This window comes from Salinimonas chungwhensis DSM 16280, from assembly GCF_000378185.1.
GTDB classification, from domain to species: Bacteria; Pseudomonadota; Gammaproteobacteria; order Enterobacterales; family Alteromonadaceae; genus Alteromonas; species Alteromonas chungwhensis.
Genome location: NZ_KB899376.1, coordinates 357,320 through 372,559, shown reverse-complemented (window position 1 = coordinate 372,559; position 15,240 = coordinate 357,320). Strand labels below are relative to the sequence as shown.

Here is a 15,240-nt window from a genome sequence, read left to right as displayed (position 1 = left end):
AACCCTATTGTTGCTGCTCTAGTTCGTCACTGGATAATTGTGTTGCTTCTTCTTCAATCAACACAGGTATCCCCTCTTTAACCGGATAAGACAGGCGATCAAACCGACACAGCAAATGTGTCTTATCTTTATTTAAAACAAGCTTCCCTTTACAAACGGGACATGCCAAAACATCCAGTAACTTAATATCAAATACCATTTTTGATTCCTTAATCAACCTGCCAGATGAGCAAGCTTTTTATCAAGTTGTTTATACAAAGTGTCGGGCAATGAGGCACAGACTTCAAGGTACCAGCACTCATCATGACCAATCTGAGCAACTTTAACCGCATCTTTCTCTGTCATAATTACGGGCCCCGGGGGAATATCCGCAGCACAGTAGGCATGATGGTCTGCTTTAGAGTGCGTTGTTCTGCAATTAATACCCAACTGTTTAAGCTGGGTAAAGAAACGTTCTGGATTACCAATGCCCGCCAATGCCTCACAGGCGGTATACCGCTGGACAAACGCCGCAATACTCAGGCGCTGTTCGGGATGCTTTACATTAACGATTTCACCGGGGGTTAGCTGCATGTGAAATTGGGCAGTACTGACCCCCAATAGCTCTGCCCGCTTAAAGTTGTCAACATTGTGAATGAGCATATCTACCGTATCAAGCCGCCATGTTCCCTCTCTTAACGGCCCCATGGGTAGCAAATGGCCATTCCCGTAGCGCCGTTCGTCCATCACCACTAACTCTATGTCACGGTCCAGTGCATAGTGCTGCAACCCATCGTCACAAATCACCACATCGCAGCTTTCCTGTTGGGCAAGGCGCTGGGCGCCCCGGGGACGTTTGGGATCGATAATAACCGGAAGCCCCGTGCGCGCCGCAATAAGTTTAGGCTCATCGCCAACCAGCGCAGGACCGTCGCTACTTGCCACAAGATGCGGAAATTCAGTTTGAGTGCCGCCATAACCACGGCTCAATACGCCGGGTGACCACCCTTTTTTCTTTAAATATTCGGCTAAAGCAAGTACAACAGGGGTTTTGCCATTTCCGCCTACACTGATATTACCCACAACAATGACAATGGTCCGCGCAGGTTTGATCTGATTTAAGAACCCCGCTTTGAAAAGATATCTGCGCAAAGTACTGATTGTCCAAAATAGCGCGCTCAGAGGCCATAACACCCACACCCAGCGCGCTTTCGAATACCAGGCTTTTTCAAGCATATTCACTGATAATCCTTAATGACTCTCACCAAACTGGAGTGCATGAAGTTGCGCATACGGGCCATTGTTCGCCAGAAGCGTTTCGTGCCTGCCGCGCTCCAAGATTTTACCCTGTTCGACCACCATAATCTGGTCAGCCTTCTCAATCGTCGATAATCGATGCGCCACTACGAGACTGGTGCAGGATCGCTGAAGTGTCTCAAGTGCATCCTGAATCAACCGCTCAGATTCTGTATCCAGCGCCGACGTCGCCTCATCCAGAATTAAAATCGGCGCATTGGCAAGTATAGCCCGGGCAATAGCAATGCGCTGACGCTGACCGCCGGATAGCATCAGCCCGTTTTCACCAATGACCGTTTCGAAGCCGTCGGGTAGCTGATCCACAAATTCGGTCACATGCGCCATTGAAGCAGCTTTTTCAACCTCCTTACGGCTCACATTCTGATTGGCGCCATAGGCAATATTGTTAGCTATAGAGTCATTAAATAACACCACATGTTGCGAGACTAACGCAAATTGACGGCGTAAGGCAGTGAGCTCAATATCCTCTAACGGGATACCATCTACAGTAATCTCACCCTCCTGAGGCGAGTAAAAACGCGTCAGTAATGAAGAAATGGTGGATTTACCGCTACCAGAGCGCCCTACCAATGCGATGGTCTGCCCCGGTTCAGCTGAAAATGAAATATCGGTAAGTGCTGGCGTTTCTTTACCGGGGTAGGTAAATGTGACATCTTTGAATTCAATACTGCCGTGGGCGCGCTCAAGATTTTTCTTACCGGTATTGATTTCCGGCTCCTGATCAAGTACCTCAAAGATACTGGTGCAGGCTGCCATGCCTTTTTGAAACTCATTATTAACCGTAGTTAGCTGTTTAAGCGGTTTTAACAGCATAACCATGTAAAAAACCACACTAACGAACGTGCCTGCGGTAAGATCTTGCATCATCGATGGCAGACTCGCCATATACAATACAAAAGCCAGTGCAATAGAAGCTATAACCTGAATCGAGGATACGCTTAGAATCTGGGTTACCTGCAATTTCATATTTTGCTGTCGGTTGTGATTATTCTTGCGTTCAAAACGATCTTTTTCTATTTGCTGACCGCCAAACATCAAAATCACTTTATGTCCCTTTACAGCTTGCTCTACTGCTGCAGTAACGGTTCCCATAGATTGCTGTATGCTGCGACTGACCTTACGGAAACGCTTGCTGACAACCATAACAATAACGGCCACAACCGGGCCTATAAGCAAAAATATCAATGAAAGACGCCATGAATAATAAAACATCACACCGAGCAACCCGATAACCAGGGCCCCCTCTCTGACCAGTGTAAGAAATGCCTTGCCAGCTGCATTTGCCACTTGCTCTGTATCATAAGTAACTTTGCTGATTAGTGTTCCTACTGCCTGAGTATCATGAAAGGATACAGGTAAGTGCAGATATTTTTCGAACAATTGCTGACGCATACGCATGACAACTTTGGCACCTATCCAACCCAGCGTATAGGTGCCCATAAAATTAAAAATACCACGCAACATAAACAGAGGAACGATAGCGTACGCCGCTATTTTGAGAAACTCACTGTCATTGTTGGTCAACGACTCGTCAATCAATGTTTTCAGCTGCGCGACGACAAAGGTATCCAGTGCGGAGTAGCCAATCATACCGATAATGGCCACTGAGAATTCAAGTTTGTATTCACGCAAATAACCTAAAAAGCGCCTGACCTGACCTTTGGAATAGTCCATCTGTTGCATGTAATTTGTTCACCACGTTATAAATCGCCGCTATTGTAACTGTTTACTGCTCATTTCCATAGTCGGATACACAGCCGCGATATGTGGCACCATCGCGATGTCCTGGTTGAATCAGCGATAATACCAGCGTCGATTATGTTTGACCCACTCCCTAATCTTTGGAACTGCACCGGGTGAAAACTCAAAGCGAATATAGCCGGATTCAGATGTTTTCATGATGTGTGCACCTAACGCTTGATAGCGTGAGCTCACCTGGCGTGCCGGAAAATTCCAGCGATTATCTCTGCCCTGTGTAAAAACCACCCACTCTGGTGAAATCTTCTGTACAAACGCATTGGCCGACGAAGTAGCACTGCCGTGATGTGGCGCGATGAGGACATCGGCTTTTGATAAACGGTTGGTATATAGCAGTTGATATTCTGCCCAGCGCTCAATGTCACCCGGTGCGAGAATAGTATGCTCCCCATCGCTGATTTTGATGACACAGGAGTAATCGTTACCTTTTATACGATTACCTGACTCAGGCCACACAGCTGAAAAATTAATTCCCTGCAGGGTAAATGTCATGCCAGCTTGGCAATCATCTACAGGACTGCTGATAACGGTGTTCCAACCAACCTGTGACAGACGCGTTATATCCTTAAGACCACCAGCATGATCGTTATCGTGATGGCTAATCAGAATATTCTGCAAGGTCGTTATTTGCATATGCTCAAGAGCTGGCGCTATTTGCTGTAATAACAGACTTTGACTGGAAAAAGAGGCCCCTGTGTCTATGAGTACACCTTGCTCTCCTCTGGAAATTAAAAGCGCAGTCCCCTGACCCACATCAAACACATGCAGGTACCACTTGTTGGGGTTAAACGACAATGATGAAGAAAGTGCTGGTATACATAGCAACCCAATACACAGCCACTTTGTTCTAAACGGAGGTAAACAGATTACGAGCAACGCCAGAAAGGCTGCAATAAAGCTGGGAGCCGGCCAGTAACTCGTCAGCATGGGCCACCACTGTGCCATTGTGCGAATGACTGTCATCAGTATGCCGAGTGCATCATCAAACACCCTTAGCAACGCATCAGCCATAGGTGAATGAAACGGCATCAAAAAAAGGCTTATCAAACCTACTGGCAGCAATAAGGTTATAGCCGGAATGGCCACAAGATTAATAATGGGTGCGATTAAAGACTGCGCATTAAACCATAACAGCGTAACGGGCGTGAGAAAAACGCATAGAAAAAGCTGGAGTTTAACCGACCACAGAAAACGCCCTTTTATGTCAGATCTGGGTCGCCCGGCCCACCACGCGAAATACCAGATTAGTGACACCGCCCCTATGCTTAAGTAAAAACTGGCTGAATACACCGAAAAAGGGAATAGCAAACAACACAACGCTATCATTAGCCATAATGTATCCATAGCCCGGGTTTGGCGCTGCAAAGTTTGCATTACAACGAACACGCTCAACAATATTAACGCGCGTACTACCGGTAACTGCCAGTTCGCCAGCGCTGCATAAATAGTGCATAGTACCGCCGAGGCAATAAGAACCGGTATGCGTATGCTCACTTGCTCACGTCCACCAGCAAACGCTCTGGCGATGGGAAGTATACCTTTACTGATAAATAGAGCCCACAGCGCTACCAGCCCCAGGTGCATGCCCGACAGACTGAACAAATGTGCTGTACCACTTCGCGTTAGTAATTCCCAGTCCTGTTGGGTCAGAAAGGTTCTGTTGCCAACCAGCAATGCCAGGGCCCAGCCACTCAGATTTTTGTTAGTTAATAAGGTAACTGCTCGTTGATGCAAACTGGAGGCTTGACGGGGTTCGGTATACAAAACGGATTTTATATAACCGGTTTTTACAACTCTCTGCGCGAGCAGACGTTTAGTACGTAAGGGTGCACCTGGATTTACCACCCCCTGGGGTGGTTTGAGTCGTGTCTTTACATGAATCCGCGCACCTACGTAAGGACATGTTTTGCTATCAGAACGCCAATAAAGCTGAAATTTAGGCTTTAACAACTGATCAATAAGTCGGCCAGTTTGCGGTATACCGGTCAGCCGACAGGTTTTCTGCTCATAGATCGCTGTGGCAGTGATTAGTAGCGTAACTTGTGCATTACGTGGATTATTTTGTTCAGGCAGTTGCCAAGTCAGGTACCAATACCCTAAACTCGCCATCCATAAACTTCCTGCTGCAAGTCCAATCATCAGGGTGCTGGCCGAATAACTGTGGTATCCCAGCAAACTATTTCGGAGAAGCGGGGGTACAAATGACAAATGTCGTCTCAGTCCTGCGAATGTGTGGAACAAACAGGCAGCGATTAAAACAACTGTCAGTAACAACGGATGAGGTAAAACAGGCCAGTAACCTGCAGATAAACAGGCAAGAGAAAAACCCGCCAAGACGAGCGTGGCTTTTCTTTCCATAATATTGTGCTGTTGCATACTTGCGGCCCTGATTCCAAATATGCCAAGAAAATTTATTAAACGATTTTTGCCTGACCACCAAAAAATTAAGCAAAACCGTGCACTGAGTATGTTTGGTTCACTTTTGCATGAGCCAAATTTGTGGCACCTTAACCGTAAGTCAGCCAGCGGTGCCTTTGGTATTGGATTATTTTTTGCCTTCTGGCCAGTCCCCTTTCAGATGTGGCTTTCGGCAGCAATGGCCATTCCTTTTCGGGCTAATTTGCCCTTGTCGGTAGCCACAGTATGGATCACCAACCCATTTACCATGCCGCCAATATTCTACGCTGCATACAAGGTGGGAACGACTGTACTTGGGACCGAAACAACGCATTTTGAGTTTCAGTTTAATTGGCAGTGGGTAGTAGAAAGTATCAGCACCATTGGCCCGGCCTTCCTGGTGGGATGTGCTATCTGTTCGGTTTTTGCCGGTGCGGTGGGATATTTTGGCTTAAACTGCGTCTGGCGTTTTTCAGTAAAAAAAGCATGGGATGCACGTAGAGAAAAACGAAAGAACCAAAAAGAAACATTCTGAGCGCTACGCAGAACAAGCATAGCGCTTCTCGTGTTTATGCCTGGTAAACCTCAAATTTTTCCAACGTTGCAATAAGTTTACCTTCATCCCAGACCGCAATATCAAGCTCCTGCGCTTTGGTAAGCTTGGAGCCTGCTTTTTCACCCGCCACCAAAAAGTCAGTGTTTGCCGACACGGAGCCGGTTACTTTGGCACCTAACTGTTGTAACAAGTTTTTGGCTTCAGAGCGTCCCATTTTAGATAAGGACCCGGTTAATACGCAGGTTTGACCTGCCAGAGGCTGGTTTTCGTTTGAGACCTTAATTGCATCCCACTCAATTCCTTCTGCTAACAGAGCATCAACAATGTCACTGTTGTGAGACTCATTGAAAAAGTTAAAGATATGCTGTGCAACCACAACGCCGATATCATTAACCTCCTGCAAGCTCTCGACACTGGCCTGCATAATCTTTTCCAGGGTTTTAAAATGCTGGGCAAGATTATTAGCAGTGGTTTCGCCTACTTCACGGATTCCCAACGCGTAAAGGAATTTAGGAAGCGTTGTTTTTTTCGCCGAATCCAGCGATGCCAATAAATTAGCAGCCGATTTTTCTGCCATACGCTCAAGGCCAATCAAATCAGACATATTCAAACGAAAAAAGTCAGCAGGATGCCTGACAAGGTCGGCGTCAACCAATTGCTCGATGAGCTTATCGCCCAGGCCATCTATATCCAGCGCTTTTCTGGACGCAAAATGCTTTAAGGCCTGTTTACGCTGGGCCGCGCAAATGAGCCCGCCGGTACATCGAGCGACCGCTTCACCCGCTACTTTTTCAACCTGCGAATTGCACACCGGACAGGTTGTCGGAAATACAATATCATAAGCATTGTCAGGACGCTGGGCTTCAACCACTGACACCACCTGCGGAATAACATCTCCTGCACGTCGGATAACCACATGATCCTGTACTTTGACTCCAAGTCGCGTGATTTCGTCCTGGTTGTGCAATGTTGCATTCGAGACCGTCACGCCCCCTACGAATACAGGCTCAAGCCGGGCCACCGGGGTGATTGCGCCAGTGCGCCCCACCTGGAACTCAACATCAATCAGTTGAGTGATTTCTTCCTGGGCGGGAAATTTTTGCGCAATCGCCCAGCGCGGTGCGCGGGCCACAAAACCAAGTCGCTGTTGGAGTGCTATATTATTGACTTTGAATACCACGCCATCAATGTCGTAAGCCAGGTCATCGCGTATTTTTAAAATATGTTGATAATAACTCAGACACCCCTGCCCGCCCTGCGCTGTCTCTACCTGAGGACAGACCGGTAATCCCCAGCTTCTTACCAGTGCCAAACGCTCAGCGTGGGTATCAGGCAGTGTAAAGTCATCTGGCGTTACCAAACCCAGCGAGTACGCGTAAAACATCAACGGACGTTTTGCGGTTATTTTTGAGTCTAGCTGCCTCAGACTACCGGCGGCAGCATTTCTGGGGTTAACAAAGACTTTTTCACCTTTTTCTCTTTGCCTGGCATTTAACTTCTCAAACCCTTGCTTGGGCATGAACACCTCGCCCCGTATCTCTACGCGGGAGGGCACCTCGTCAGCATTCAAACGCAACGGTATATTGGCAATAGTGCGCACATTTTGCGTAATGTTTTCGCCTGTCTGACCATCCCCCCGGGTAGCCGCACGCGTCAGTGAACCGTTCTCATACAAGATACTGACAGCCAGTCCGTCAAGCTTAGGCTCACAGCTAAACGAGAGTGCTGTATCATCTTTGAGTCGATCTTTAACCCGTTTTTCAAATGCCAGCAGACTGTCATCATCAAATGCATTATCTAAAGATAGCATCGGCACTTCATGACTGACTTCCTCAAAGGCGCTAAGCGCCTCGCCGCCTACTTTCTGACTGGGCGAATCTGCTGTCTTATATTCAGGATATTGCTTTTCCAGCGATACAAGTCGCTGCATCAAACGGTCGTATTCGGCGTCGGGAACACTGGGAGTATCCATGACGTAATACTCATGGTTATAGTGTCGAAGTAAGCTTTTTAACTCTTCAATGTCCTGCTTAGGATGTTGCGATTTTTCTGACATGATGTGTACGCGCTATTTGCAAATGAAAAGGCCACCCCTGAAGGGATGGCCAAATGGATCAGGCGCGCGGGCTGCGCCGCTCAAACTCTCTTATTTTTTCTATATATTGCTGAAGCCCCTGTTTGGTCAGAACGCTTCGTTTACCATCAAGCACCTTAGCCCCAAATTCGTCCGCTATCTTGCGTGCCGCATTATGCATCATATTAAAAACCTGATGCGCATCACCTTCGATGGGTAAAATCATGAATAAAGAGACACCACGGGTGGTGAAGGTTTCAAGATTATCAATATCAAAGCTACCTGGCTTGAACATGTTTGCCAGACTAAACAGTACCGGCCCCTTTCCATTGGAATTAACGTGGCGATGAAAAATATCCTGATCACCAAATTTGAACCCCAATGTTAGAAGCAGTGGTAATAATGCTGCCCCTGAAATGTCATTACCCTCACCAGCACGCACATTAAGTATCAATACTTCCTGTGAAGGTGGGTTGGTATTCTGTGGCGCTTCAGCGTCCCGTGACGCGGATGGCTGTTCATCGCTGCTGGCCGCGGCAGGCTCATCAAACTCAATTCGCATCTGATCATCGCCGTTATCAGCATTTTGCGCCCCAGAGAACGGCTTATGCTGACGCTTTCTTGAAAGCCGTTCCGATGTATGACCTGAAGTATGCTGCGACGGTTTTGTATCAGCATCCGGACTATCCAGACTGAACGATTCGCCATCGTTGCTCTCAGGCGCGGGAGCTGGTTCAGCGCTGACTGTTTTATCAGTGCCTTTCAGTAAAAACCCTGGCGGTTCGGGAATCGACTGCTCACTATCACTGTGCTGGGCGCTAGCATTCTGATTACCCGACATATGTGGCTTAGGATTGGTTACCACCGAGCCATAGAGTTTTTCCTCATGATTCACATCTTCGCCTGCACTATCTGATGATGCTTCTGTTGAGGTGCCACGTTTTTTAAGCTCATCATCACCGGAACTCGACTCACGTTCTGCCCCATCAGCATTATCGCTATTGACCGAATTCTGACTGGCACTGACTACCCGGACTCTGCCAACTCCCAATTCGTCGAAGTTACCCTGAGATTGCGCCTTTTCTTCAGGCATATCCCAGCCATCATGATCAAATCCCGGCTCCTGACGCGAAGATTGCGACTCCCATTCACCCGGTTCAACACGTTCACGCGGCGTTGCTTTATTATTTTTTCTGATTTTCCAGATACCGTGGGCAAGTACACCTAATATGATGAGTGTACCTACAACCAGTAACGACAGACGTAATTCATCTTCCATCTTAATTAAGTCGCCCTTTGTTATGATTCTACAAATGCCATGGCTTCGTCGACATCAACAGCTACCATGCGTGACACTCCTGGCTCTGCCATTGTCACACCAGTGAGATGCGTCGCCATTTCCATAGCAATTTTATTATGGGTGATATATATAAACTGTACTGTCTGCGACATTTCTGATACGAGATTACAAAAACGTCCCACATTGGCATCATCCAGCGGCGCATCGACTTCATCGAGTAAGCAAAACGGCGCCGGGTTCAGCCGGAAAATTGCGAACACCAATGATAATGCGGTTAGTGCTTTTTCTCCACCGCTTAATAGGTGAATTGTGCTATTTTTCTTACCCGGTGGCCGTGCCATGATTGTTACGCCCGTTTCGAGCAGGTCATCATCAGTCAGTTCAAGGTATGCAGAACCGCCCCCGAATACTTTAGGAAACAATGCTTTTACATCCTCGTTGACCCTATGAAAGGTATCAGCAAAGCGGATGCGTGTTTCTTTATCGATTTTTCTGATCGCGCTTAACAGGGTTTCTAAGGCTTCATTCAAGTCATCGTACTGTGTATCCAGATGAGTTTTACGCTCTGCCTGTTCCTCATATTCTTCTACTGCTGCCAGGTTGACTGCACCCAGCCTCGATAACGCGCGACTGGTTTGTGTAAGATGGTTTTCCAATAATTTTTCATCTGCGTTCCCGTCAAGCTGCGCGAGCACCTGTTTGAGGGTAAAGCCTGTACCTGACATTTGCTCCAGTATGGCATCGCTGCGGGCTTTGTTACTTTCAATCTCAATAGTCAGGTTGTCAATATGATGCTGGCGTCGGGTGATACTGGCGCCTATTGACTGATGGTCCCTGGTCGCTTCGCTAATGATGGCTTCAAGTTCACTGAGCTTTTTGCGATGCTGTGACATGTCGATTTCTAACTGATCGCGCTTCACCAATAGTGATTGTAGACGGTCGTTTTGATCATCGATAGGTTCACGCAAGTCAGTAAGTTCAGTATCAAGGCGCCGGCGACGTAACGCATAATCGTGCGCTTGATTCTGGTTACGTGTAACTTGCTCGCTATACCGTTCAACAAGCTGCTGTTGCTGATTAAGCGCCAGCTCCAGCTGGTGACGGTGATTCTGATACTGGCTCAGCATTGAGCGCCTTGAGCGCACATCTGCTTCCAATGTCTCTTTTGTTGACCGTTGCTCTGCAACCTGACGTACCAGCGTCTCAAGCCGTTGTTCGCTCTCATACAGCGCTTCAGACAGCTGTTCCAGCTGAATCGCGTCCTGACTTTCTGTTGCCAAAGCAGCATCAAGCTCTGCCTGACGTTTGTCCAGCACACTTTGCTGGCGACTTGCGTGTGTAACGGCCATAGCCAGACGCTCTTTCGCCGTATCCCGGGAAACGACAAGGCGCTGCAGTTCACTTTTTGCCTTTTCAAATTGCAGTTGTGCCTCGTCGACCTGCTGCAATAATGTTTCATACTGACCCTGAGCGTTGGCGATTGCCATATCCAGTGAGGCTCGCTGCTCTGTGTACGTGTTGAGCTGATCCTGACGTCGCAATGCACCATCATTTTTTTGTTCAGCAGGAGCAAATAGCCACTGCGAGGTAACCAGATATCCCTGTTCACTGAGCGCAATTTCGTCGGCCTGTAGCGTGGTCGCAGCAGTCAGGGCGCTCTCAAGATCAGGTTTTATAATTACCTGATTAAACAGCGCGGGCACCGGCTGAGAAGGACTGATACGCGCAGCCAGTGAGTCTTTTCGCAGCATCTCCTGGGGAGAAAGAAACCGGGTTACCAGGGTATGTCCCGCGGGTAAAGAGTGTTCCAGAAGTTCAGCGTTATCGTTACGCACGGGTTGATGAAAAAATTGCAGCAGGCTTTCCACCGCGACGTGTAAAGAATCAGGGATATCCAGGTCGCGCCATAAGGGTGTTGCATCCGCGGGTGTCTGCTCAAGCGTATCTTGCTGCAATGTTTCAATGGCGGCAATTCGGGAAGACAGATTTTGGCGCTGCGCTTTAAGCGCGGCCAGACTTTCGGCTTCTTGCTGAGATTGCTCACTTAGCCTCTGGTATTGTTCTTTTCGGATATGCTGGGATTGTTCAAGACGGGCAATATCATTAGTAAGCGCATCAATTGTAGATTCGGCCTGACTGACCTGCTCATCGTGCAGGCTACTCTTCAACTCTGCTATCTCTGCACGCAATGCACTAATACGTTGCTGATTACGCATCTGCATATCGATCTGCGACTGAATCTGGCTATGATACCGCTGCACCCGATGTTTGGTATCAGCATGCTCATCTTCATGCTGCCGGCTATGCTGGCTAAAATCATCAAGGGCTTGCTCAGCATCCTCCAGTGACTCTTCGCATTGCATCAGCTGCGCTTCACTGGTTGCCAGCTCAGGCTCCAGTGAGGTTACTGAATGATGTGCCCTGTCAAGAGTCTCGCGCGCTTCCTGGATAGCGTCGTTAAGTGTACTTTCGTGTATGTTAAGTTCGCTTAACTCTTTTTCTATCTGCTCAGCGCGCTGTTTACTATGCAGTGCGCTTTGCTCTATGCGGGTAATTTCATTACCCAGCGTAAATGTTTTTTGCTGTAGCGCGTCCATCTCAGCGCGCAAATTATCGGCGTTTTGCCGGTACTGGATCAGCCCGGCTTCCTCACCCTTATATTTTGCTTCCAGCGTATCTAACTCACGCTGCTCTGCACGCTGAGTTGCTGTAACCGACTTTATTTTTTCATCTAACTTCAACCACCGCGCTGCAGTAAGTTTCGCTTTATACTGGCGCTCTTCTGCTTTGAGGGTCTTGTAACGCTGGGCTGCTGCTGCCTGGCGTTGTAGTGTTTCCAACTGACGGGCCAGCTCACCACGTACATCATCCAGCCGCTCCAGGTTTTCCTGAGTGTGCCGGATTCGGTTTTCAGTCTCACGACGCCGTTCTTTGTACTTTGAAACGCCGGCGGCTTCTTCCAGAAATACGCGCAATTCCTGGGGTTTCGATTCTATCAACCGGGATATCATTCCCTGCTCTATAATGGCATAGCTGCGTGGCCCCAGGCCGGTACCCAGAAAAATATCGGTAACATCTTTACGACGGCACCGGCTACCATTTAAGAAATACGTCGACTGGGCATCCCTTGTGACCAGACGTTTAACCGCCAGTTCACTGTATTTACCGTATTCACCTGCAATGCGCGCCTGACTGTTATCAAAAATAAGTTCAACGGAACACTGGCCCAAAGCTTTACGTGTCGACGACCCATTGAAAATGACGTCAGTCATGGCATCGCCACGCAGATTTTTGGCCGAACTTTCGCCCAGCACCCAGCGCACTGCATCAATTACATTTGATTTGCCACAGCCATTAGGACCAACAACTGCGGTCATTTCACCCGGAAAAGGAATGGTGGTAGGCTCGACAAACGATTTAAAGCCTGCCAGCTTAATTTTAGTCAGTCGCACGAACAGGCGCTCCAGCCAGATAACCGCGTGCAACAGACGAACATTCTGTCGTACTGAGAAACGGAAGGATCATACTCACCGCAGGGGGGTATTTTTTGCATTATTATACTCAGGGACTGTATCAGAACTCACAAGATGTAACAATTCAGATTTGAACTGCAGGGGTTAGCGTAATGTATACTACATGTTTTATTTTTCTGTGGCAGGAGCACAAATGATAGCTAGAAGTGGTGTGGCCTATTTTACCAGCGGATTTTCGCTGATTAGAACGAAAGGACTAAAGCGTTTTGTTTTCATTCCGCTGGCGGTGAATTTATTGTTATTCGCCACCGCCTTTTATTTTTTATTCGGACAGATTGAAATGGGCATCGCTTATTTAATTGATCTTATTCCAAAATGGCTTGGGTGGGTGCAAGAGGCGCTGGTTTATTTACTCTGGCCAATTGCGGTGGTCTCTGTTCTATTAGTATTTGCGTTACTCTTTGGTACACTGGCGAACTGGATAGCAGCGCCATTTAATGGCATTCTAGCGGAGAAAGTGGAACGCCATTTAACCGGCCAGGATATGGGCGATGAAGGTGTGATGAGCCTGGTAAAAGATATACCACGAACACTGGGCCGGGAATTTTCAAAGTTTTTGTGGTATCTCCCCCGGGCTGCCGGATTTTTTCTCATTTTTCTGTTTGTCCCTGTGATTGGACAGCTTATATGGTTTTTATTCTCTGCCTGGATGCAGGCTATTGTGTATTGCGATTATCCCTATGACAATCACAAAGTCCCTTTTGATAAAATGCGTCTGCATCTTGGTCAGCATAAGAGCCGGGCACTTACATTTGGCATGATGGTCAATATATTTTCGTTAATCCCGGTGGTCAATTTTATCGTCATGCCGGTCGCAATTTGTGGTGCCACAGCCATGTGGGTGAGTGAACTGCGTGAGGAAATGGTCCGCTAGTCAGCGGGTTGTTCGGTATCCGGGAGGGCGTTAAATGCATTGTAACGCGCCAGCCACTCCCCGGCGCGTTGCTGGTCGCCGGCATAATGAAAGCGCTGGAAAAGATTCATGAAAACCGGGCGTTGCTGATCTGGCTTTAATAACTGTTGCTTCCATAGTGCCAGATAGATTTTTGGTATTACACCACTATCGTGGTGTTCCATGAACGTAATCTGACGGCTGGGCTTGTAAGCATTAACGCCAAGCGCCCGACATGATGATGCGTTGGCAATGCCCGTAGAAGGTTTAAGTGAAAGCCATTTTGCCAGTGTCGATTGGGGACGATAAGTAAGCCTGCCATCAAACACCAGATTAGGGACTTTCGCACCATGACAGTACTGCTCGGCAATGTTTTCTGCAAGCGGGTACTCGTCGACAAAGCCAGCAAAATGCGCCAGTTCATGAACCATTACTGAGTAACTGTCTGATAAATCGAGGTACATAATACCGTTGTTAACGTTTGCCTTGCCGGCATCTCCCACCAGGATTACATGGGTTGCCTGAGTCGCTTCCACCGGCTTCGCCAGTTGCCGAATGTCACATCCCATACGGCCGGAACGTTGCCAGTCCGAGGAACAATCAATACTATTTTGACTCAGCCATATAGGTGCCTGTAAACAAAGCGGCAATGTTTCAAGACGCTCATCCTGCAAAAATGACTCATACAACTGACTGGCACGCTCTATACTGGATAATGACGTGGCAAACATTTGGATTTTCTGCGCGCACTTGCGGTCTTCTGGCCAGGGCGTTAACGTCACCGCATCAGGCGTTTGCACACTGTACTCTTTGATAATAGTAAGCAGCCGCGAAGCCATTTTGTGGCCATCATTAGATGCCTGACGAAGTAATGCGGTCCCCTGCTCCGTCTGACCTTCCTCAAACAACATTCTGCCCAGTTGAAATGCACTTTGCGGGTAAGCCTGAGCGGTAGCAATAAGCCATGGCCGTGCCTTTTCAGCAGCTTGGCTTAACAGGTATAGATCTGCCAGTGCTGCCTGCGCCGGTGCATGATCATTTTGCGCAGCACGGACCAGCCACGTCTCGCGCTGGGAAATACTATCACTCGCCATAGCCAGTTCAAGCTGAGCTGCGGGGACATCTCCCCGGGCAGCAAGGTTCAAAAGTCGCTCACTATTGACACTGTTCTTGTCCAGTTCATAGAGAGCCCAGGCAGCTTCTGGATTACGTAAGCCCACCAGCTTGGCAAGCCAGAATTTGTTCTGCGTTTTTATAGACAGCAAAACCAGCTCGCGCTGTGCCTGTTTACTACCGCGCAAGGAAGCCTGCCATAATAAAGGCTCTGGCTTAGCAGCATCACGGGCATTTTCCAGTAGCTGAGGAAGATGAAAACTACTATCTGCACTGACTAGCACCATTGCCAGTAACGCTATGACTAAACCACGCATAAGC

At 48.0% G+C, this 15,240-nt stretch carries 10 protein-coding genes; 2 read left to right on the top strand and 8 right to left on the bottom strand.

Translation table 11 applies throughout. The features are described 5' to 3' along the window. Positions 1–4: 4 nt before the first annotated feature. The 4 genes from F458_RS0101735 to F458_RS0101720 all read right to left on the bottom strand — a co-directional run bounded on the left by F458_RS0101735 (position 5) and on the right by F458_RS0101720 (position 5,163). The gene (locus F458_RS0101735) at positions 5–199 is read right to left on the bottom strand and encodes a Trm112 family protein (RefSeq protein ID WP_018981649.1); all 195 of its coding nucleotides are present in this window, start codon (positions 197–199) and stop codon (positions 5–7) included. A gap of 14 nt (positions 200–213) precedes the next feature. Next, positions 214–1,215, bottom strand: a complete 1,002-nt coding sequence (gene lpxK, locus F458_RS0101730; protein ID WP_040610057.1) for a tetraacyldisaccharide 4'-kinase — start codon at positions 1,213–1,215, stop codon at positions 214–216. Positions 1,216–1,230: 15 nt separating this feature from the next. Next, the gene (msbA, locus tag F458_RS0101725) at positions 1,231–2,979 is read right to left on the bottom strand and encodes a lipid A export permease/ATP-binding protein MsbA (protein ID WP_018981647.1); all 1,749 of its coding nucleotides are present in this window, start codon (positions 2,977–2,979) and stop codon (positions 1,231–1,233) included. Between the two features lie 111 nt (positions 2,980–3,090). After that, positions 3,091–5,163, bottom strand: a complete 2,073-nt coding sequence (locus F458_RS0101720) for a DNA internalization-related competence protein ComEC/Rec2 (RefSeq protein ID WP_169334818.1) — start codon at positions 5,161–5,163, stop codon at positions 3,091–3,093. A 289-nt stretch (positions 5,164–5,452) separates the two neighbouring features. Here F458_RS0101720 and F458_RS0101715 point away from each other — a divergent pair, with 289 nt between their 5' ends. Further along, entirely contained in the window at positions 5,453–5,986 is a 534-nt protein-coding gene (locus F458_RS0101715) for a DUF2062 domain-containing protein (RefSeq protein WP_018981645.1), read from the top strand. Positions 5,987–6,020: 34 nt separating this feature from the next. Here F458_RS0101715 and ligA read toward each other — a convergent pair whose 3' ends face one another. The 3 genes from ligA to smc are packed head-to-tail and all read right to left on the bottom strand — an operon-like array spanning position 6,021 to position 12,833. Next, positions 6,021–8,063 carry an NAD-dependent DNA ligase LigA gene (gene ligA / locus F458_RS0101710; protein WP_018981644.1) on the bottom strand — a complete coding sequence of 681 codons (2,043 nt, stop codon included), beginning with the start codon at positions 8,061–8,063 and terminating at the stop codon, positions 6,021–6,023. Positions 8,064–8,121: 58 nt separating this feature from the next. Beyond that, entirely contained in the window at positions 8,122–9,360 is a 1,239-nt protein-coding gene (zipA, locus tag F458_RS0101705; protein WP_018981643.1) for a cell division protein ZipA, read from the bottom strand. Positions 9,361–9,380: 20 nt separating this feature from the next. After that, positions 9,381–12,833: a chromosome segregation protein SMC gene (smc, locus tag F458_RS0101700; RefSeq protein WP_026294416.1), complete on the bottom strand. Its 3,453-nt coding sequence runs from the start codon at positions 12,831–12,833 to the stop codon at positions 9,381–9,383. A gap of 214 nt (positions 12,834–13,047) precedes the next feature. Here smc and cysZ point away from each other — a divergent pair, with 214 nt between their 5' ends. Then, positions 13,048–13,788: a sulfate transporter CysZ gene (cysZ, locus tag F458_RS0101695; RefSeq protein ID WP_018981641.1), complete on the top strand. Its 741-nt coding sequence runs from the start codon at positions 13,048–13,050 to the stop codon at positions 13,786–13,788. On the opposite strand, the gene F458_RS0101690 is transcribed toward cysZ, so the two are convergent. Continuing rightward, positions 13,785–15,236, bottom strand: a complete 1,452-nt coding sequence (locus tag F458_RS0101690; protein WP_018981640.1) for an SEL1-like repeat protein — start codon at positions 15,234–15,236, stop codon at positions 13,785–13,787. The genes cysZ and F458_RS0101690 overlap by 4 nt on opposite strands. Positions 15,237–15,240: the final 4 nt, after the last annotated feature.

Bases quoted from the DNA above. Each gene is read 5' to 3' on its own strand.
- F458_RS0101735 (WP_018981649.1), bottom strand. From the start codon at position 199: ATGGTATTTGATATTAAGTTACTGGATGTTTTGGCATGTCCCGTTTGT.
- lpxK (WP_040610057.1), bottom strand. From the start codon at position 1,215: ATGCTTGAAAAAGCCTGGTATTCGAAAGCGCGCTGGGTGTGGGTGTTA.
- msbA (WP_018981647.1), bottom strand. From the start codon at position 2,979: ATGCAACAGATGGACTATTCCAAAGGTCAGGTCAGGCGCTTTTTAGGT.
- F458_RS0101720 (WP_169334818.1), bottom strand. From the start codon at position 5,163: ATGGCGAGTTTAGGGTATTGGTACCTGACTTGGCAACTGCCTGAACAA.
- F458_RS0101715 (WP_018981645.1), top strand. From the start codon at position 5,453: ATGCCAAGAAAATTTATTAAACGATTTTTGCCTGACCACCAAAAAATT.
- ligA (WP_018981644.1), bottom strand. From the start codon at position 8,063: ATGTCAGAAAAATCGCAACATCCTAAGCAGGACATTGAAGAGTTAAAA.
- zipA (WP_018981643.1), bottom strand. From the start codon at position 9,360: ATGGAAGATGAATTACGTCTGTCGTTACTGGTTGTAGGTACACTCATC.
- cysZ (WP_018981641.1), top strand. From the start codon at position 13,048: ATGATAGCTAGAAGTGGTGTGGCCTATTTTACCAGCGGATTTTCGCTG.
- F458_RS0101690 (WP_018981640.1), bottom strand. From the start codon at position 15,236: ATGCGTGGTTTAGTCATAGCGTTACTGGCAATGGTGCTAGTCAGTGCA.